Source organism: Pseudomonas sp. SC3(2021) (assembly GCF_019856535.1).
GTDB lineage: Bacteria > Pseudomonadota > Gammaproteobacteria > Pseudomonadales > Pseudomonadaceae > Aquipseudomonas > Aquipseudomonas monsensis.
Genome location: NZ_CP082236.1, coordinates 5,181,464 through 5,199,335, shown reverse-complemented (window position 1 = coordinate 5,199,335; position 17,872 = coordinate 5,181,464). Strand labels below are relative to the sequence as shown.

Annotated in this window: 16 protein-coding genes; 7 read left to right on the top strand and 9 right to left on the bottom strand. The window is 61.5% G+C overall.

What is annotated here, in order from left to right; genetic code table 11:
• Nucleotides 1–377: 377 nt before the first annotated feature.
• From K5Y35_RS23145 to K5Y35_RS23130, 4 genes are all read left to right on the top strand, one after another.
• The gene (locus K5Y35_RS23145) at nucleotides 378–1,067 is read left to right on the top strand and encodes a GntR family transcriptional regulator (RefSeq protein WP_123468168.1); all 690 of its coding nucleotides are present in this window, start codon (nucleotides 378–380) and stop codon (nucleotides 1,065–1,067) included.
• A gap of 134 nt (nucleotides 1,068–1,201) precedes the next feature.
• Nucleotides 1,202–3,313, top strand: a complete 2,112-nt coding sequence (locus K5Y35_RS23140) for a PAS domain-containing sensor histidine kinase (RefSeq protein WP_222833053.1) — start codon at nucleotides 1,202–1,204, stop codon at nucleotides 3,311–3,313.
• 226 nt (nucleotides 3,314–3,539) lie between these two features.
• A complete protein-coding gene (locus K5Y35_RS23135) occupies nucleotides 3,540–6,170 on the top strand; it encodes an excinuclease ABC subunit UvrA (protein WP_222833052.1) in 2,631 nt (876 codons plus the stop codon).
• A 127-nt stretch (nucleotides 6,171–6,297) separates the two neighbouring features.
• Entirely contained in the window at nucleotides 6,298–6,567 is a 270-nt protein-coding gene (locus K5Y35_RS23130; RefSeq protein ID WP_123469165.1) for a hypothetical protein, read from the top strand.
• A 55-nt stretch (nucleotides 6,568–6,622) separates the two neighbouring features.
• Here K5Y35_RS23130 and K5Y35_RS23125 read toward each other — a convergent pair whose 3' ends face one another.
• Nucleotides 6,623–7,144 carry a DUF4142 domain-containing protein gene (locus K5Y35_RS23125; protein WP_222833051.1) on the bottom strand — a complete coding sequence of 174 codons (522 nt, stop codon included), beginning with the start codon at nucleotides 7,142–7,144 and terminating at the stop codon, nucleotides 6,623–6,625.
• Between the two features lie 205 nt (nucleotides 7,145–7,349).
• Between K5Y35_RS23125 and K5Y35_RS23120 the strand changes: the two genes are divergently transcribed.
• Both K5Y35_RS23120 and K5Y35_RS23115 read left to right on the top strand, forming a co-directional pair.
• On the top strand, nucleotides 7,350–7,592 hold the full coding sequence (locus tag K5Y35_RS23120; protein ID WP_123468176.1) for a YdcH family protein: 243 nt from the start codon (nucleotides 7,350–7,352) through the stop codon (nucleotides 7,590–7,592).
• Between the two features lie 109 nt (nucleotides 7,593–7,701).
• Nucleotides 7,702–7,866 (top strand): hypothetical protein, encoded by a 165-nt coding sequence (locus K5Y35_RS23115; RefSeq protein WP_177490381.1) that lies wholly within the window; start codon nucleotides 7,702–7,704, stop codon nucleotides 7,864–7,866.
• 118 nt (nucleotides 7,867–7,984) lie between these two features.
• Here K5Y35_RS23115 and K5Y35_RS23110 read toward each other — a convergent pair whose 3' ends face one another.
• The 6 genes from K5Y35_RS23110 to K5Y35_RS23085 all read right to left on the bottom strand — a co-directional run bounded on the left by K5Y35_RS23110 (nucleotide 7,985) and on the right by K5Y35_RS23085 (nucleotide 14,342).
• Complete coding sequence (locus tag K5Y35_RS23110) at nucleotides 7,985–9,061, bottom strand: SMP-30/gluconolactonase/LRE family protein (protein WP_128613597.1); 1,077 nt, start codon at nucleotides 9,059–9,061, stop codon at nucleotides 7,985–7,987.
• Nucleotides 9,058–10,203 (bottom strand): sterol desaturase/SRPBCC family protein, encoded by a 1,146-nt coding sequence (locus K5Y35_RS23105; protein WP_222833050.1) that lies wholly within the window; start codon nucleotides 10,201–10,203, stop codon nucleotides 9,058–9,060. The genes K5Y35_RS23110 and K5Y35_RS23105 overlap by 4 nt, the downstream gene beginning before the upstream one ends.
• A gap of 113 nt (nucleotides 10,204–10,316) precedes the next feature.
• Entirely contained in the window at nucleotides 10,317–11,180 is an 864-nt protein-coding gene (locus K5Y35_RS23100) for a LysR family transcriptional regulator (protein WP_123469167.1), read from the bottom strand.
• Between the two features lie 136 nt (nucleotides 11,181–11,316).
• On the bottom strand, nucleotides 11,317–13,035 hold the full coding sequence (locus K5Y35_RS23095; protein ID WP_186745814.1) for a hydrogenase maturation protein: 1,719 nt from the start codon (nucleotides 13,033–13,035) through the stop codon (nucleotides 11,317–11,319).
• A gap of 213 nt (nucleotides 13,036–13,248) precedes the next feature.
• The gene (locus tag K5Y35_RS23090) at nucleotides 13,249–13,566 is read right to left on the bottom strand and encodes an SCP2 sterol-binding domain-containing protein (RefSeq protein ID WP_123468184.1); all 318 of its coding nucleotides are present in this window, start codon (nucleotides 13,564–13,566) and stop codon (nucleotides 13,249–13,251) included.
• A 65-nt stretch (nucleotides 13,567–13,631) separates the two neighbouring features.
• Nucleotides 13,632–14,342 carry a histidine phosphatase family protein gene (locus K5Y35_RS23085; protein ID WP_222833049.1) on the bottom strand — a complete coding sequence of 237 codons (711 nt, stop codon included), beginning with the start codon at nucleotides 14,340–14,342 and terminating at the stop codon, nucleotides 13,632–13,634.
• 206 nt (nucleotides 14,343–14,548) lie between these two features.
• Between K5Y35_RS23085 and sohB the strand changes: the two genes are divergently transcribed.
• The gene (gene sohB / locus K5Y35_RS23080; protein WP_123468188.1) at nucleotides 14,549–15,580 is read left to right on the top strand and encodes a protease SohB; all 1,032 of its coding nucleotides are present in this window, start codon (nucleotides 14,549–14,551) and stop codon (nucleotides 15,578–15,580) included.
• A 70-nt stretch (nucleotides 15,581–15,650) separates the two neighbouring features.
• Here sohB and K5Y35_RS23075 read toward each other — a convergent pair whose 3' ends face one another.
• Nucleotides 15,651–16,145 (bottom strand): DUF934 domain-containing protein, encoded by a 495-nt coding sequence (locus tag K5Y35_RS23075; protein WP_123468192.1) that lies wholly within the window; start codon nucleotides 16,143–16,145, stop codon nucleotides 15,651–15,653.
• Nucleotides 16,129–17,787, bottom strand: coding sequence for a nitrite/sulfite reductase (locus tag K5Y35_RS23070; RefSeq protein ID WP_123468194.1), 1,659 nt, complete (start codon nucleotides 17,785–17,787; stop codon nucleotides 16,129–16,131). The genes K5Y35_RS23075 and K5Y35_RS23070 overlap by 17 nt, the downstream gene beginning before the upstream one ends.
• Between the last annotated feature and the right edge of the window lie 85 nt (nucleotides 17,788–17,872).

Here is a 17,872-nt window from a genome sequence, read left to right as displayed (position 1 = left end):
TTTTGTGGGCGCGGGCTTGCTCGCGAAGGCGGTCTGTCAGAGGCATTTGCCCTGACTGACACAGCGCTTTCGCGAGCAAGCCCGCTCCTGCAAGGGGAATGTGCTCCTCTGTCGTTCATCGTGCGGCAGTCCCGATCCGCTCATCCCCCCTGGCGCTTGCGTTCCTGCTTGCAACGAGCAGACTGGCAAATCGACGCAGCCCCGATCAACGATCCGTACTCAACGTGCAATCAAGACCCTGCATCTTGCCGCCGAAGGCGATATTCTGCGCGACGCTCACAGACGCAAATAAAGACAATAGGCGTGTGCACCCTCCCTCTTATTTCTTGGCCAGCGATCGCCAGGAGAGGGGTGCCCGATGCCAAAGGAGTGTTCGTATGACCGACAAGAAACCGGAAACCACGGTCGACCGCGTCTACCAAGGGGTTTACGAGGCGATCTGCAAGCGTTCGTTGCGCCCTGGCATGAAACTGGGCGAGGCCTCACTGGCCGAGTTATTCAATGTCAGCCGCACGTCGGTGCGCGCCGCGCTCAAGCAACTGGAGGCTGACGGACTGGTTACCACCGAACCGAACAAGGGGGCTTCGGTGTCGCTGCCCAGCAACGAAGAGATCCGCTCGCTGTTCGAAACCCGGCGCCTGATCGAGATCGGTATCGTCACCGAACTGTGCCGGCGCAAGGACCCCGCCGCGATGCAGGACTTGCGCGCGCATCTGCTGCTGGAAGATCAAGCCCACGCCGCCGGCGACCACGAGCGGCTGATTCATCTGCTCGGCGAGTTCCACATCAAACTGGCGCGCAGCCTGAACAACCCGGTGCTGCTCGACTGGTTCCAGAAACTCATCTCCCGCGCTTCGCTGTACGTCGCCGCGCTGGATGATGACAGTCACGAGGCCTGCCGCGATGACGAGCACCTGCGCCTGCTCGAGTACATCGAAGCCGGGGATCAAAGCGCGGCGATCGAATTGACTTGCCTGCACCTGAACGGCATCGAACAGGCCATTCTCGACGTCGCTGCGAAGATGAAAACTGGCTACCATCCGCTCAAACACTTGATCGGCGTATGAGTTCCGGGCACTGGGGAAATCGGCTATACCTCTTATGAAACCAATACGCCGCAAGATGCTCGAAACAGACGAGCGTCGCGTCGTTTGGTCGTCGTGATTTACCGGACAACCACCACAGGACACCGAGTCAGTCGATGCAGTTTTTATCCGATAGTCACGGTTGTGACGGCTGGAAAGGCGAAATGGCCGAACGCATTTGCGCGTTCGACTGGAGCCCTACCGAGCTGGGTCCGCTGGACACTTGGCCTGCCAGTCTGTGCAACACGGTGCAATTGATGCTGGCGTCGCCTCTGCCAATGGTCATGCTCTGGGGCCACGCCGGCTACATGATCTATAACGACGCCTACTCGAAATTTGCCGGTGGCCGCCATCCGTATCTGCTCGGCTCGCCGGTGGAGCTGGGCTGGCCGGAAGTGGCCGACTTCAATCGGCACGTGGTCGATACCTGTCTGGCCGGTGGCACCCTGTCTTACCGCAACAAGGAACTGGTGCTGCTGCGCGACGGGGTGCCGGAAGACGTCTGGATGGATCTGTATTACAGCCCTGTGGCCAACGATGACGGGCAACCGGCCGGGGTCATGGCGATGGTGGTGGAAACCACCGAATTCATGCATTCCGAGCGCTTGCGCCAGGCCGCCGAAGACGCCTACCGCGCCGATAACGAGCGCGTGCGACTGGCGCTGAATGCCGGCGCGCTGTTGGGGTCGTTTGTCTGGGACGTGAAAAACAATACGTTGTCGGCGGATGAGCGTTTCGCCCGCACGTTCTCTTATCCGCCGGATCAGGACCTGAGCAATCTGGCCCAGGACATCGCCCAGTCCCGCATCCATTCCGATGACATCGCCTGGGTGCACGAGCGCGTCACCCATTCGGTGCGGACCGGCGCGCCGTTCAACGCGGAGTACCGCGTGCGCCGCAGCGATGGCAGTTATCTGTGGGTTCTGGCCAGTGGCGCGTGCGAGTTCGATGAACACGGTAAAGCACGGCGATTCCCCGGCGTGTTGATCGACATTCATGAGCGCAAGACCGCTGAAGAATCCCTGCTCAAGTTCACCCGCAACCTCGAACAACGCGTGGCCGATGAAGTCGAGGCGCGACTGGCGGCCGAAGAGCAATTGCGCCAGTCGCAGAAGCTTGAAGCGATTGGCGGGCTCACCGGCGGCGTTGCCCATGACTTCAATAACTTGCTGCAAGTGATCGCTGGCAATCTGCATTTGCTGGCCCGGCATGAACCGCACAATGCCAATGTCCAGCGCCGGGTCAGCGCCTCGTTGGCGGCGGTCGAGCGTGGCGCCAAACTGTCTTCGCAACTGCTGGCGTTTGCCCGGCGTCAGCCGTTGTCGCCTGCGGTGTGCAACCCGCAACAGATCTTCGACGGCGTGGGGGAGTTGCTGCAACGGGCGCTGGGCGAAACCATTCAGATCGACGTGCAGCTGCCGCAAGCGCCGTGGCACATCAACGTTGACCGCAACCAACTGGAAAACGCCATTCTCAATCTGGCCATCAATGCCCGGGATGCAATGAAAGGCGAGGGCACCATCGTGCTGAGCGCCTCCAACACCCGTCTGGAGCGCGAGTTTTGTGCCGGTAAAGGCATCCTGCCCGGGGAGTACGTGCGGGTGGCGGTCAGCGATACCGGTGCGGGCATCCCGGCGCAGATCCTCGAACAAGTCTTCGAACCGTTTTTCACCACCAAGGCCGACGGTCAGGGCACCGGTCTGGGCTTGAGTATGGTCTTCGGGTTCGTTAAACAAAGCGGCGGCCATGTCGAAATCGACAGCCGCGTCGGTGAAGGCACGCGAGTGCAGTTGTACTTCCCGCGCAGCTTGCGGCCGGTCCGCGCTGAAATGCCGAGCCTTGACGCGCAGCAGGGCGGTGGCCACGAGACGATTCTGGTGGTCGAGGACAACGAGGCGGTACGCGCCTCGGCGGTTGAATTGCTGCGCGAAGAGGGTTATCGCGTTCTCACCGCCGGCCATGGCGATGCGGCCATGCAGATGCTGCTCGAAGGTGTCGAGGTCGATTTGATCTTCACCGACGTGGTCATGCCGGGGCTGATCAAAAGCTCCGACCTGTTCGCCTGGGCCAAGGTGCAGACGCCACCGGTGGCGGTGCTGTTCACCTCCGGGCACACCCGCGACATCATCTCGCGCAACCACCAACTCAGCCCCGATACCCATTTGCTGGGCAAACCCTATAGCCCCGAGGCCATGCTGCAAATGATTCGCGCGGTGCTCGGTGCCTGATCGGGTGCAAGCGAGGCACTTGGAGGGGGATTGCCCTGTGCTGCATGGATAAAGCGGTGGCGTGGGAATCTGTGGCGAGGGGATTTATCCCCGTTCGGCTACGCAGCAGTCGTCAACAAGAGCTCGCGTCATACCCGGTGCAATGCAGCGGAGTGCTTCGCACTCCAACGGGGATAAATCCCCTCACCACCGGGTTCTCAACAGACATTCGTGATAAGGCTTGCCGATGACTTCCAAGCGAAATTCCAAAGCGCCCGCCGGTACGGTCCGGGTGCGTGGCGCCCGTGAGCACAACCTGAAGAACGTTGACGTCGATATCCCCCGCGATGCGCTGGTGGTGTTCACCGGCGTATCCGGTTCGGGCAAGTCGTCGCTGGCGTTTTCCACGCTGTATGCCGAAGCCCAGCGCCGTTACTTCGAATCGGTCGCGCCCTATGCACGGCGGCTGATCGACCAGGTCGGCGTGCCGGATGTCGATTCCATCGAAGGCCTGCCGCCCGCCGTGGCCCTGCAACAGCAGCGAGGCACACCGAGCACGCGTTCATCGGTGGGCAGTGTCACCACCTTGTCGAGCCTGATCCGCATGCTGTATTCCCGCGCCGGCAGTTATCCGCCGGCGCAGCCGATGCTGTATGCCGAAGATTTTTCGCCGAACACTCCGCAGGGCGCGTGCCCGCAATGTCATGGCCTGGGCCGGGTGTATGAGGTCACCGAAGCACTGATGGTGCCTGATCCGAACCTGACCATCCGCCAACGCGCGGTGGCGTCCTGGCCGCTGGCCTGGCAAGGGCAGAACCTGCGCGACATCCTCGTGACCCTGGGCATCGACGTCGACATTCCCTGGAAGAAACTGCCGAAAAAACAGCGCGACTGGATTCTCTTCACCGAAGAAACCCCGACTGTGCCGGTGTACGCCGGGCTGACGCCGGAAGAAACCCGCGTCGCCCTCAAGCGCAAGATGGAGCCGAGCTACCAGGGCACGTTCACCGGTGCGCGACGTTACATCCTGCACACCTTCACCCATTCGCAAAGTGCGCTGATGAAGAAGCGTGTTGCACAGTTCATGCTCGGCAGCCCTTGCCCGCTGTGTGACGGTAAACGCCTGAAGCGCGAAGCCTTGTCGGTGACGTTCGCCGGGTATGACATCGGCGAATTGTCGCAGATGCCGCTGTTGCAAGTGGCTGAAGTGTTGCGACCGGTGGCCGAGGCCAGTTATCTCGAACACGCCGACGAAACCGGCGACACCCTGAGCCATGCGCAAACCCGCGAGGCCCGTCAGCAGCGGGCGGCCCACGGCGCCAGCGCTCACGCCAGCGCGCCCGATGTGCGGCACACGCCGAACCTGTCGCTGGAAAAGCGCCTGGCGGCACAGCGGATTGCCGAGGATCTGCTGGAGCGGGTCAGCACCCTGACCGATCTGGGGCTTGGCTATCTGGCCCTGGAGCGCAGCACGCCGACGTTGTCCTCGGGAGAGTTGCAGCGGTTGCGCCTGGCGACGCAATTGGGCTCGCAGTTGTTCGGCGTGATCTACGTGCTCGACGAGCCGTCCGCCGGGCTGCACCCGGCCGATGGCGAAGCGCTGTTCGAGGCCCTGCAGCGCCTCAAGGCCGACGGCAACACGCTGTTTGTGGTCGAGCATGATGTGGAAACCATGCGCCGCGCCGACTGGCTGATCGACGTCGGCCCGGCGGCGGGCGAGAAGGGTGGTCAGATCCTTTACAGTGGCCCGCCAGCGGGGCTGGCCGAGATCGAACAGTCGCAGACTCGCGCCTACCTGTTCGCTGACGCGCCACGCCAGCCCCGGGTTGCGCGCAAGCCCGGCGGGTGGCTGAAACTCGATGGCATCTCACGCAATAACCTCAACCACCTCAGCGCCGAGTTTCCGTTGGGCTGTTTCACCTCGGTGACCGGTGTATCGGGCTCGGGCAAGTCGAGTCTGGTCAGTCAGGCGCTGCTGGAACTGGTCGGCGCGCAGTTGGGGCGTCCGCCAGCGGACAGCGAACCGGAAGAGCTCAGCCTCGAAGACGATGCGCCGCAGGCCAGCAGCGGCCAGGTCACTTCAGGGCTGGAGTCGATCAAGCGTCTGGTGCAGGTCGATCAAAAACCGATCGGGCGCACGCCGCGCTCGAACCTGGCGACCTACACCGGGCTGTTCGACAACGTGCGCAAGTTGTTCGCCGCAACAACCGAGGCTCGGGCGGCCGGTTATGACGCCGGACAGTTTTCCTTCAACGTCGCCAAGGGGCGTTGCGCCACGTGCGAGGGCGAGGGATTTGTCAGTGTCGAATTGTTGTTCATGCCCAGCGTGTATGCGCCATGCCCGACCTGTCATGGCGCGCGCTACAACCCGCAGACGCTGGCGATTCTCTGGGAGGGCCTGAGCATCGCCCAGGTCTTGCAATTGACCGTCGATGAAGCGGTGACGGTGTTTGCCGGGCAACCGGGAATTCGTCGTTCGCTGGAAGTGCTGCGCGATATCGGCCTCGGTTATCTGCGTCTCGGGCAACCGGCCACGGAACTGTCCGGCGGTGAGGCGCAGCGGATCAAACTGGCCACCGAGTTACAGCGCAATCAACGCGGCGCCACCCTGTACGTGCTGGATGAACCGACCACCGGCCTGCACCCGCGCGACGTCGATCGCTTGCTGGAACAACTCGATACGCTGGTGACGGCGGGGCATACGGTGATCGTGGTCGAGCACGAAATGCGCGTGGTCGCGCAGAGCGACTGGGTGATCGACATCGGCCCGGGCGCGGGGGACCAGGGCGGCAAAATCGTGGTGGCGGGTACACCGCAGAAAGTCGCGGCGAGCAAGAAGAGCCGGACGGCGCCGTTCCTCGCTCGCGCCTTGCGCTGATGGCCGGGATCGGTGCCTGCAGGCGCCGATTTTTGCTGCGATGTTTTGAACGATTGCCCGGCCTCAGGCTTCGAATCTTCAAGACCCGACGCGTTTCAGTCGGACGGGTTTGATGAGCGAGGTGGCCATGAACGAGCAATCAACGCAGCAGCAGAATCAATCGGCAGAGCCGATCAACCGCAACGACCCGGCAATCGACCCGCAACTGCCGGGGCAACCGGCGCCGACGCAACAGCAGGGCGAGAACGATCAGGCACAGAGCGCCGATCCGGCGGTGGATCAGAAGCATAAACACACCGATAACGACAACGAATTCAGTCCGGGCTTCAAACCGCAACCTGATCGTGCGAAACCGGGTGAAGAAACCGATGCCGATATTGATACGGACGGGGGCTAGTCACGGTAGATACGACAAGGCCGCATTCTCTGAATGCGGCCTTTTTTGTGCGCGGTTATTTGCTCGGATGCTTGGCTTGCAGCTCTTTCGCCGCCGCCAGGTGTTTTTCCAGCGCCGGGAGCATTTTCTGCGCAAAGGCCTTCAGTTCCGGTGCTCCTTTGACCTTGTCGTCGGTCACGGTATTGGCTTGTTTCTTGAACAGCTCAATGGTCTCTTCGTGGGCCTTGACCTGATTGTTGGCGTAGGCCGCATCGAAGGACTCATCACGCATATCGAGGATTTTTTCCTTGGCTTGCTTGACCAGGGTGGTGGTGTCCGGCACTTCGATGTCGTGGGCTTTGGCGATGCTCGCCAGTTCATCGTTGGCCTTGCCATGATCGGTGATCATCATGTTGGCGAATGCCTTGATGTCGGCCGACTGGCTTTTTTCCAGGGCCAGGCGACTGGTTTCGATTTCAGCAATGCCGCCCGCTGCGGCGTTGTCGACAAAGTCATTGTCGGTGGCGGCGAAGGCGCTACCCATGCCAGCGCTCAAAGTGACAGCCAGAACGAGGTGCCGCAGGTTGAATCCGTCCATTGATGTATCTCCACGCAGGTTTTTGTTGGTGTTACTCAATGGAGGGAAAGCCGCGAATAAAGGTTTTATCGCATTTGCGACAGGGCGACGAACGGACACCGCTGGTCTGACAGGTGGTCGACAGAACCGGGTAACCAAGGCCATTCTGATAACGAGCCAGCGCAATCGGTCGCGTTGGCTGCCGATCAACTCACGGAGGTGTTCCATGCCGGTGACCCATGACCTGTATCAGGACTTGAAGCTTACGAAGGAAGAGATCCAGCAACGACGCACCGAGGACCCACATCTGGATGCACTGATCAACAAGTATTCCGAGGCGGATGCCGAGGTAGTCAAGGCCGAGACTGCCACCTCGGATGCGCCCAGTGATGACACGCTGAAAAAGCTCAAGGAGAAACGCTTGCAGGTCAAGGACAGGATTGTCGAGCAGTTACAGGCTCGATCCTGACTGCCAGTGGCGCCACCGACCGCCGGTGGTGAATGGAAAGGAACGACCGCCACGACCGGCACCTCGAATGTACAGCGTCTCCATTCATCGACGCTTTGCGAGGTGCCTTATGAACGATCCCAAATTCCCCAGTGAAGAGCAGGGCGCATTCGACCCGGTGCCGACGCACCCCGAACCGAACAGCCCGGCGCACACCACGGCCAACCCCGATGAGCCGGACGAAGACCTGCCCACAGACGAAGATCCCGATAAGTTCGACAAGTCGTCCAATTGACAGACCGTCATCGCCAGCAGGCTGGCTCGCACCATGAATCCGTGAACGACCCACATCGCCTGTGTGAGCGAGCCGGCTGGCGAAGGCGCCGGCTCGTTCAACAGAGGATTGAACGGATTTACTTCAAGGCTGCCTCCAACGGCAATCGCGCCATATGCGTCGCCTTCAACGAGCCCAGATACAACCACTGGCCATACTCGCGTGCCGTGGTGATTGGCGAGTAATTGTCACTGCTCGCGTCCTGCAAATTGGCAATCACCTTGCCGTCCAGATCCAGGCCCAGCACAAAGCCGCGCTTTTCCACCGGTTTCGGTAACACCGTCAGCGCCCGCACGATCATCTTGCGCAGGAACGGATACCCGGCGGTGCCATCGAGCAGAGCATTGCGCGGCGCATAAAGCGCCACCCAGAAACGGTTGCTGCCATTGAACGCAAGGTTGTCCGGCAGGCCCGGCAGGTTGTCGATAAACACATCATGCGTGCCGGCCTTGGGCCCGCTGAGCCAATAGCGACTGATGCGGTACGCGCCGGTTTCATTGACCAGCACATACGCCTCATCCGGGCCGAGGGTGACACCGTTGGCGAATTCCAGTTTGTCGAGCAGCACCGAAGTCTTGCCGGTCTGGAAGTCATAGCGCAGCAGACGTCCGTCACCACCATGCTCGATGATCGCCTCGCCATCATGACCGTAACCCCAACGGCTGGAGGCATCGCTGAAATAGGCGTAGTGCCCGGATTTGTCGATCGCTACATCATCGGTGAAACCGAAGGCGACGCCGTTGGCGGCGGTGGACAAGGGAATCAGGCGGCCTTGGGCATCGAGTGAGAGCAATCCCTTGATGGCGTCGGCAATCACCAGCAAGCCGTTCGGATGCCGCGCCAGCCCCAACGGTCGGCCACCAGTGTCGGCGAGGACCTTGCGTGCCTGGCCATCGAGGCTGGTACTGATCAGTCGACCGTCATGCAGCCCGGTGATCAGGACATCCTCTTCCAGCAGCAAGGCTTCCGGTCCCTCGATGTCGCTCGGCCCGACCGGCACCGCGGCTTTGAGGCGCTGGTTGTCGGCGAAGACACCTTCGGTCAACGACGGTGCCGGCGACGGTTGCCACGCCACCGGTTCAACCTTGGTCGGCATCAGCAGCAAGAACGCGATGACGACGATGATGATCAACAACACCCCATGCCGCAGCCTCATGCGCTGGCCCTCGTCGCGCTGATGTACTGCGCTGCCCGGTCGCGCAGCGCCAGCATCGACGCCGCCGATTCACGCTCGATGCGGCGTCTGAGCAGCAACCGGTTGGCAATGCGCATGCCCAACCCGGCGAAGCGATAATCCAGCGTGCGCACAAAACGTGTGCCGCCCTGTTCGGCCGTGCATTCGTACGTCAGCAGCAGCGACAAGCCATGATCGCCCTGAGCCCGGGCGCACCAGCGTCGGCCGGGCAGGTATTCGCTGACTTCCCAGTGCAGATGACCGGCGCGTCCCCCGGCGTGAATGTCCTCTTCGAAGTGCGCGCCGGCATGCAGCGGGCCTTGTGGGCCGTCGATCCTCAGCGACGACGGATGCCATTCCGGCCAGCGACTGGCGCTGGCGGCGTAGGCGAGCACGGTGACTGGCTCGCCGACGATTTCGATGTGGTGCTGCATGCGGGTCATGGACGGTCTCGAATGGCTCAAGGGGGCGGATTCCGGTTCCCAATAGAGGGTGCCGAACAGGTAATCCATCAAGGGAAAGACGATGTTGAAATTGCGCTCCTGCATGCGTTCGCGGCGATGGTGCAGTTCATGCAGACGGCGCATCTGGCGGATCCATGGCAGGTGTGTCAGCGGATTGTCCGGCGGCAGATGTTCGCAGGCGTGAAACACTTCGTAGGTCAGGTAACCCAGCACCATGCAGCCACCGAACAGCCCGGCGACATTGCTGTTGACCTGTGCAAACAGCCACCACAGCGGCAGGCTGATAACCAGGGTATGCAGGACGATCAGCCACGCCGGAAACAGAATCACCCGCCAGTCGCGAGCGCTGTCGTAGGTCATGTGGCCGGGGGTGAAGAAGCTGTGATGGTCGCCGGCATGGCGAGCGTAAAACAGCCTGGCGAAGGTCTTTTTGTGATGGCCGAGATGGCGATGGACCATGTACACGCCGAAGTTGAAGAACAGCAGGGTCAGCGGCACCGTCAGCCATTCCCGCCAGCTGACCTGCTGCACCGGGTGCCAGAAGGCGCCGATGGCCAGCACGCCGAACAGCAGCACGAAGGCGCCGTGCAGCCACGGGTTGTAGAACGGATGAATGGCGGCCCGATAACGGCTGCGAAATGCCTCGGTGGTCTGCCTCAACTGCGGTCACCTGCGGGTATTGTTGTTCTACCCGGCAGCGTAGTCGATCCGGCGGTTTGTGCAGGCCGGCGCTTGAGGCCACTTGCGCCATGCTCCGGGGTAAAGCGGCCGATTCAGCTCAACGGGTTCCAGCGCTGCGACCAGTCGTCATCGGCATGGATCACTTCGCGCAGCAGATCGAAGGCGTGTTGCAGGGTGGCGGAGTCGCGATCACGCGAATACACCAGATAGGTCGGGTAGCTGAATTCAGGGGCTTTGGTGACCGGTTCCAGGGCGCCGCTTTCCAGATAACTGCGCACGACCCGGGTGCGGAAATAGCCGCTGCCACCGTTTTCGAGGATGTATTGCAAGGCCAGCGGGCCAAGGTTGAAGCTCAGTGCGGCCTTGGCTTTTTCCGGCAGGGCGGCGTCGTGCTGGCAGCGGAAGTCCGGGCCCCAGTCGATGTAGACGTAAGGGTCGGGCCGGTCGGGAGCGCGGACCAGAATCAGTTTCTCTTCCAGCACTTGCTCGACCTGCAAGCCCGGCCAGTACTCCGGCTGATAGACCAGCGCGGCGTCGAGCACGCCAAGTTCGAGCTGACGGAGCAGGTTTTCGCCGTCGCGGATTTCCATGCGCAGGGCATGGCCGGGGATTTTTTCGCGCAGTTCGGCGGCCCAACTGAGCATCAGTGGATTGCACAGGCTGACTTCGCCACCGATGTGCAGCACGTTGTGATAGCCCTCGGGCAGCGGCAGGTCGCGGCGCGCAGCCTCCCAGGTCTGCACCAGTTGATTGGCGTAGACCACGAACGCCTCGCCGTTGGGCGTCAGTTTCGCGCCGGCACGGTTACGCACGAACAGCGTACTGCCCAACTGGCTTTCGAGTTTCTGCACCCGGGCGGTGATCGCCGTTTGCGTGACGAACAGCTTTTGCGCTGCCGCCGCCAGGCTGCCGTGGCGGACGATTTCCAGAAAGGTGCGGGCGAGGTCGATGTCCATGGGCGGGCCGGTGGTTGAGGTGGCGGGCATTGTAAGTGCAGCCTCGGGACCGCGTCATCGTTTGGAGTGGCCCCTCACCCTGATCCTCTCCCAAAAGGAGAGGGTCGGGGTGAGGGCAAAACCAGTTACCGCAGAATCAACCCGCCCACTCGACCTCCTGCACCCGTGCCCAATCCGCCACCAGCCGTGCCGGCGTGCCGCAGGCCTTGCGCTTGTAGACGAAATGCCGGCACTTCTCGGCGAACTGATTGCGGTTGTAGAGCATGTCTTCCTGCATTTCCTGCAACTCGGTTTCGCGGCATTGGTCGATCAGCACCTGGTCGACCCGCAACTTGCGCTCGCGTACGGCGGCGTAGGCCGGGTCGCTCAGCACGGCATTGGCCCGTTGCAGCAGCCACAACGAAAACTCATCCGGGCAGCGCGGGCCGATTTCCTGGACCATGCCCAGTTGCAATGCCTGGCTGGCGCTCACCGGCAGACAGGCTTGGGTCAACTGCTCGGCGATGGCCGGGCCCACCGCGCGCGGCAGGCTGTATGTCCAGTATTCCGAGCCGTAAAGGCCCATGCTCTTGTAGTGCGGATTGAGCACGATGTCGGCCCGCGCAAACACGATATCCGCCGCCAGCGCGAGCATCACGCCGCCGGCCCCGGCATTGCCGGTCACGCCGCTGACGACCAGTTGCCGCGCACTCAACAGCTCGGCGCAGACATCGTCGATGGCCTGAATATTCGCCCAGGCTTCAGCGCCGGGATCCTGCGCCGCCTGAATCACATTCAGGTGCACACCATTGGAAAAGCTGCCGCGACCGCCGCGGATCAGCAGCACTTGCGTGTCGCGGGACTTGGCCCAGCGCAGCGCCTCGACCATGCGCCGGCATTGTTCGGTGCTCATGGCGCCGTTGTAGAACTCGAACGTCAGCTCACCGACCACCCCGGACTCGCGATAACGCAGCGGCTGATACGCTTCATCGCTGAACGGCTGGCTGGCAATCGTCCAGTCCAGCACCGCCACCTCGGCCAGTTGCTCGATCAGCACGTGCCGGGCCGGTTGCTTGAAGGTTTCCTCGCCCGGTTGCGGCTTGCGTCGCAGCGATCCGATCCATACGCTCTGATCGCCTGCGGCCACCAGCACGGCATCGTCGTGCACCGCCAGAATCTCGCCGGGCATGCCCGAGCGCGAATCGAGGTGTGCGTCGTAAACGTAATACTGCCCACCGGCCAGGCTCGCCAGTACGCCGGGCTGGCCATCCGCTGCGTCGATGCAGCGTTTGATGAACCGTGCGCAATCGTGCCAGGTGAAGCTACGATCGACCTGTTTCATGTTCGGCTGCAAACGCCCGCGCACCTTGGGGTCGGCGTAATCCAGTTCGACCGGGATAAAACCGTTGACGAACTTCTCCACCACTTCACGGATGCAACACATTGCCGCATCGCTGACCCGGCCGTTGTACAGCTCGGACTTGCGCAGCCCGGATGGCAGGTTGAATTCACACGTGGCCCAGACCGGGCCGGCGTCCATTTCCTCCACGGCTTGCAGGGCGGTCACGCCCCAGCTCGACAACTCCTGAGTGATCGCCCAGTCCAGCGCACTGGCGCCACGATCGCCAACGATGCCCGGATGGATAATCACCACCGGCCGCGCGCGGTTGCTCCACAGTGCCTGGGGCACGCGGTCCTTGAGGAACGGGCAGATCACCAGGTCGGCGCCGCTGTATTCGATCTGTTCGCAGACCGACGCTTCGTCGGTGAATACCACGACGCTGGGCGAATGCCCGGCCTGGCGCAGCTCCAGCCAGGCGCGTTGGGTCAGGCCGTTGAACGCTGACGACAGCAGAATGATCTTGAGTGATCGCATGAATGGTCTTCCTTGAGTGGGATCAGCCGCGGGCTCCCGGTGAGCCGTCCTTGGCCTTCGATGGAGCCGGGAGAGTAATCAGTGGCGGCTGGCCCGCCAGTGACCGAGGTCAATGTTCGGTGAGCCAATATTTCTGCGGCGACGAAACGCCGGACGGCCAAACGCAAAAAACCCGCCACAGGGGCGGGTTCTTCGGAGTACTGCGCGGCGCTGTTACGAAGGGAACAGCTCGGACAGTTTCATCGACAGCATCATGTCGCCTTCAACGCGCAGCTTGCCGCCCATGAAAGCCTGCATGCCGTCGGTTTCACCGCTGACGATGCCTTTCAGGGTTTCGCTGTCGAGCACCAGCGTGCAGTTGGCGTCAGGGTTCTCGCCTTCCTGGATATTGCAGGTACCGTCTTTGACGATCAGCGAGTACTGCTTGTCTTCGTCGGTGATGTTGAAACCGAAGACCAGATCCAGACCGGCAGCAGCGGCTGGGTTGAACTTGGCTTGCATTGCTTTTACGGCATCAGCTACGGAGGTCATGGTTCGATCCTTTCTTGGATAATAAGCGCTGGTTGATTACAGCAAGGTTCACACGTTAACCGGACTCAGCGGAAAGTGATGAGTTCCGGTGTCTTCAACAGTTGCAGGTGTGCATGACTGTTAAAGGAAGCCAAGGCCACCTCGCGACCGCGGAACTTCAGCTGGTTGAGCGAGGTGTTGACGATTTGCCAGTTCAATTCAAAGGCCTGTCGGGCAGGCATTTGCGTAATCAGGTGGAGCAGGGCGGTGATGGTGCCGCCGGAGGTGAACACGGCGATTTTCTGATGCGACTCCGCCTGTTCGAGGATCCGCTGCAGCCCGGCCTTGACCCGCTCGACGAACCCCAGCCAGCTTTCCAGCCCCGGCGTGTCGTAGGTGCCGGCCAGCCAACGCTCGATGATCAGGGCGAAGATGCGCTGGAACTCGCCACGGTTTTGTGCGGCGTTGCGCAGGATGTCGAGGGCTTCCGGTTCGTCCGGCAGCATCGCCGGGAGCAGGGCGCGGATGACCGCGTCGGCGTCGAATTCATTGAACGCCGAATCGGTTTCCAGCGTCGGCACCGGCAGGCCGTTGGCAGCGAACTGTTCCAGCGCGCTGGTGGCGGTGTGTTGCTGGCGGCGCAGGTCACCCGCCAGGCAGCGATCGAAGCGGACCCCCAGTTCAGCGAGGTGCTGACCGAGGATTTCTGCCTGGCGCACACCGATGGGCGACAGGACGTCATAGTCGTCTGCACCAAAGGAGGCCTGGCCATGTCGAATCAAGTAGATGCTGCCCACGTCCGCGTCATCCCGGTACGTTGAAGGTTGTGGCGAGGTTATGAGGATGACGGGTAGCTGTCAATGAAAAAACATACGCTTGTTTGAAATGCCCGTTACAGGCCTGTTGCCAAAGGTTTCCCGGCTGGTCGCCGGGCCGACGCATGGGTATGCTGGAGCCATCCCGCGTGTGTTTTTGCATCCACGCATTGTTTTAAGGAGTCTCTGTGGAGTTTTTCACCGAATACGCCAGTTTCCTGGCCAAGACCGTCACTCTGGTGATCGCCATTCTGGTGGTTCTCGCCAGTTTTGCCGCGTTGCGCAGCAAGGGCCGGCGCAAGTCGGCGGGGCAGTTGCAGGTCAGCAAGCTCAATGATTTCTACAAGGGCCTGCGCGAGCGCCTTGAGCAGACTTTGCTCGATAAGGATCAGCTCAAGGCTCTGCGCAAGGGCGAGGCCAAATCCGAGAAAAGCGCGAAAAAGCAGAAGAACCAACCCGAGGCCAAACCTCGCGTATTCGTCCTGGATTTCGACGGCGACATCAAGGCCTCGGCCACCGAAAGCCTGCGCCATGAAATCACCGCATTGTTGACCCTGGCCACGCCAAAAGATGAAGTTGTCCTGCGTCTGGAAAGCGGTGGCGGCATGGTCCACAGCTACGGTCTGGCGTCCTCGCAACTGGCGCGTATCCGTGAAGCCGGCGTGCCGTTGACCGTTTGCATCGACAAGGTCGCGGCCAGCGGCGGCTACATGATGGCGTGCATCGGCGAGAAGATCATCAGCGCGCCGTTTGCGATTCTTGGCTCGATCGGCGTGGTTGCACAGCTGCCCAACGTCAACCGTTTGCTGAAGAAGCACGACATCGACTTCGAGGTCCTTACCGCCGGCGAGTACAAGCGTACCCTCACCGTGTTTGGCGAAAACACCGAGAAGGGCCGCGAAAAGTTTCAGGAAGACCTCGACATCACCCATCAACTGTTCAAGAACTTCGTCGCGCGCTACCGCCCGCAACTGGCGATTGACGATGTGGCCACCGGTGAAGTCTGGCTTGGTGTCGCGGCGCTGGACAAACAACTGGTGGATGAACTCAAGACCAGTGATGAATACCTCGCCGACCGGGCGAAAAAAGCCGAGGTCTACCACTTGCACTACGCCGAGCGCAAAAGCCTGCAGGAGCGTATCGGCATGGCCGCCAGCGGTTCGGTCGATCGCGTACTGCTGAACTGGTGGAGTCGCCTGACGCAGCAGCGTTTCTGGTAAGGCCTTCAGGCATAAAAAAACGCCGGTCAAATGACCGGCGTTTTTTTTGTCCGCTTCAAACCTGGCAGGTTCAGCGACGACGGAACAGCGGCAGCGGTTCGTCGGTGGCGGCCTGATAGGTTACCGAGAAGTCCTTGAGACCTTCCAACGCTTCGTACGGGTCTTTGTCCGCACGCACGGCAAAGGCGTCGAAACCACAGCGGCGCATGTAGAACAGCTGATCGCGCAGCACGTCACCAATCGCCCGCAGTTCGCCTTTGAAACCGTAACGGTCACGCAGCAGACGGGCGTTGGAGTAGTTGCGCCCGTCAGTGAACGCCGGGAAGTTCAGGGCAATCACCTGAAACTCAGCCACGTCGTCACCGATTTCCTCGGCTTCTTCGTCGGCGTCCAGCCACACACCCAGACCACCGTCGCGGGCCTTGAGCATGCGGCTGTGTTCGCGCCACAGCTGCAGAGGCACGATCAGATCGTCGCAGTTGCTGATTTCGTCGATGTTGAAATCCTTGGGCAACAGGTGCCAGGTTTCGTCGACGACCTCGTTGTTCTTAATGATTCGCTGCATAGACGCGTTCCTTGAAGAGGTCGATGCCAATACGCTGATAGGTGTCGATGAAGCGCTCGTCTTCGGTACGTTGTTCGACGTACACGTCGATCAGCTTCGAGATCACGTCTGGCATGGCTTCCTGGGCGAAAGACGGGCCGAGGATCTTGCCCAGGCTCGCATCACGGCTGGCGCTGCCGCCGAGGGAGACCTGGTAGAACTCCTCACCTTTCTTGTCCACGCCAAGAATGCCGATGTGGCCGACGTGGTGGTGACCGCAGGCGTTCATGCAGCCGGAGATGTTCAGGTCCAGCTCACCGATGTCGAACAGGTAGTCCAGGTCGTCGAAACGGCGCTGGATCGATTCGGCAATCGGGATCGACTTGGCGTTGGCCAGCGAGCAGAAGTCACCGCCCGGGCAGCAGATGATATCGGTCAGCAAGCCGATGTTCGGCGTGGCAAAACCGCTTTCACGCAGTTCGCCCCACAGGGTGAACAACTGGCTTTGCTCGACGTCGGCGAGAATGATGTTCTGCTCGTGGGAGGTGCGCAGTTGACCGAAGCTGTAGCGCTCGGCCAGATCGGCGACGGCATCGAGCTGTTTGTCGGTGATGTCGCCCGGAGCAACACCGGTCGGCTTCAGCGACAGAGTCACGGCAACATAACCCGGCTTCTTGTGTGCCAGGGTGTTGCGGGCGCGCCAGCGGGCAAAACCCGGGTGCTCTTTGTCCAGCTCGGCCAGTTGCGCGGTCTGGTTGTCCAGCGCCTTGTAGTCCGGGTCGACGAAGTGCTTGGCGACGCGATGCAGTTCGGCTTCGGTCAGGGTGGTCTGGCCGCCGCGCAGGTGTTGCATTTCCGCATCGACTTTCTGCGCGAAGACTTCAGGGGTCAGCGCCTTGACGAGGATCTTGATCCGCGCCTTGTATTTGTTGTCGCGACGACCGTAGCGGTTGTAGACCCGCAGGATGGCGTCGAGGTAACTCAACAGGTCCTGCCACGGCAGGAACTCGTTGATGAACGCACCAACCACCGGGGTACGGCCGAGGCCGCCACCGACCAGCACGCGGAAGCCGAGTTCGCCGGCGGCGTTGTGCACCGGCTCGAGGCCGATGTCGTGAACTTCGATGGCGGCACGGTCAGCGGTCGAACCGTTGACGGCGATCTTGAATTTGCGCGGCAGGTAGGCGAATTCCGGGTGGAACGTGGTCCACTGGCGGACGATCTCGCACCACGGGCGCGGGTCGATCAGCTCATCGGCAGCGACACCGGCGAACTGGTCGGTGGTGACGTTGCGCAGGCAGTTGCCGCTGGTCTGGATCGCGTGCATCTGCACGGTGGCCAGTTCGGCAAGGATGTCCGGGATGTCTTCCACCGCCGGCCAGTTGAACTGCACGTTCTGCCGCGTACTGATGTGGGCGTAGCCCTTGTCGTAGTCACGGGCAATTTTGGCCATCATGCGCACCTGACGCGAGGTCAGTTGGCCGTAAGGCACCGCCACCCGCAACATCGGTGCAAAACGCTGGATGTACAGGCCATTTTGCAGGCGCAGGGGGCGGAATTCTTCTTCGCTCAGCTCACCTGCCAGATAGCGTCGGGTCTGATCACGGAACTGCTTGACGCGGTCCTCGATGATCCGCTGATCGTACTCGTCGTATACGTACATATAAGTCCTGTTCTCAGGCTTTGGGCTACTCGGAAAACGCTGCGTTTTCGCTTGCTGGAGTCCGATGGTGCCTCGGCAATTACGC

Bases quoted from the DNA above. Each gene is read 5' to 3' on its own strand.
- K5Y35_RS23145 (WP_123468168.1), top strand. From the start codon at position 378: ATGACCGACAAGAAACCGGAAACCACGGTCGACCGCGTCTACCAAGGG.
- K5Y35_RS23140 (WP_222833053.1), top strand. From the start codon at position 1,202: ATGCAGTTTTTATCCGATAGTCACGGTTGTGACGGCTGGAAAGGCGAA.
- K5Y35_RS23135 (WP_222833052.1), top strand. From the start codon at position 3,540: ATGACTTCCAAGCGAAATTCCAAAGCGCCCGCCGGTACGGTCCGGGTG.
- K5Y35_RS23130 (WP_123469165.1), top strand. From the start codon at position 6,298: ATGAACGAGCAATCAACGCAGCAGCAGAATCAATCGGCAGAGCCGATC.
- K5Y35_RS23125 (WP_222833051.1), bottom strand. From the start codon at position 7,144: ATGGACGGATTCAACCTGCGGCACCTCGTTCTGGCTGTCACTTTGAGC.
- K5Y35_RS23120 (WP_123468176.1), top strand. From the start codon at position 7,350: ATGCCGGTGACCCATGACCTGTATCAGGACTTGAAGCTTACGAAGGAA.
- K5Y35_RS23115 (WP_177490381.1), top strand. From the start codon at position 7,702: ATGAACGATCCCAAATTCCCCAGTGAAGAGCAGGGCGCATTCGACCCG.
- K5Y35_RS23110 (WP_128613597.1), bottom strand. From the start codon at position 9,061: ATGAGGCTGCGGCATGGGGTGTTGTTGATCATCATCGTCGTCATCGCG.
- K5Y35_RS23100 (WP_123469167.1), bottom strand. From the start codon at position 11,180: ATGGACATCGACCTCGCCCGCACCTTTCTGGAAATCGTCCGCCACGGC.
- K5Y35_RS23095 (WP_186745814.1), bottom strand. From the start codon at position 13,035: ATGCGATCACTCAAGATCATTCTGCTGTCGTCAGCGTTCAACGGCCTG.
- K5Y35_RS23090 (WP_123468184.1), bottom strand. From the start codon at position 13,566: ATGACCTCCGTAGCTGATGCCGTAAAAGCAATGCAAGCCAAGTTCAAC.
- K5Y35_RS23075 (WP_123468192.1), bottom strand. From the start codon at position 16,145: ATGCAGCGAATCATTAAGAACAACGAGGTCGTCGACGAAACCTGGCAC.
- K5Y35_RS23070 (WP_123468194.1), bottom strand. From the start codon at position 17,787: ATGTACGTATACGACGAGTACGATCAGCGGATCATCGAGGACCGCGTC.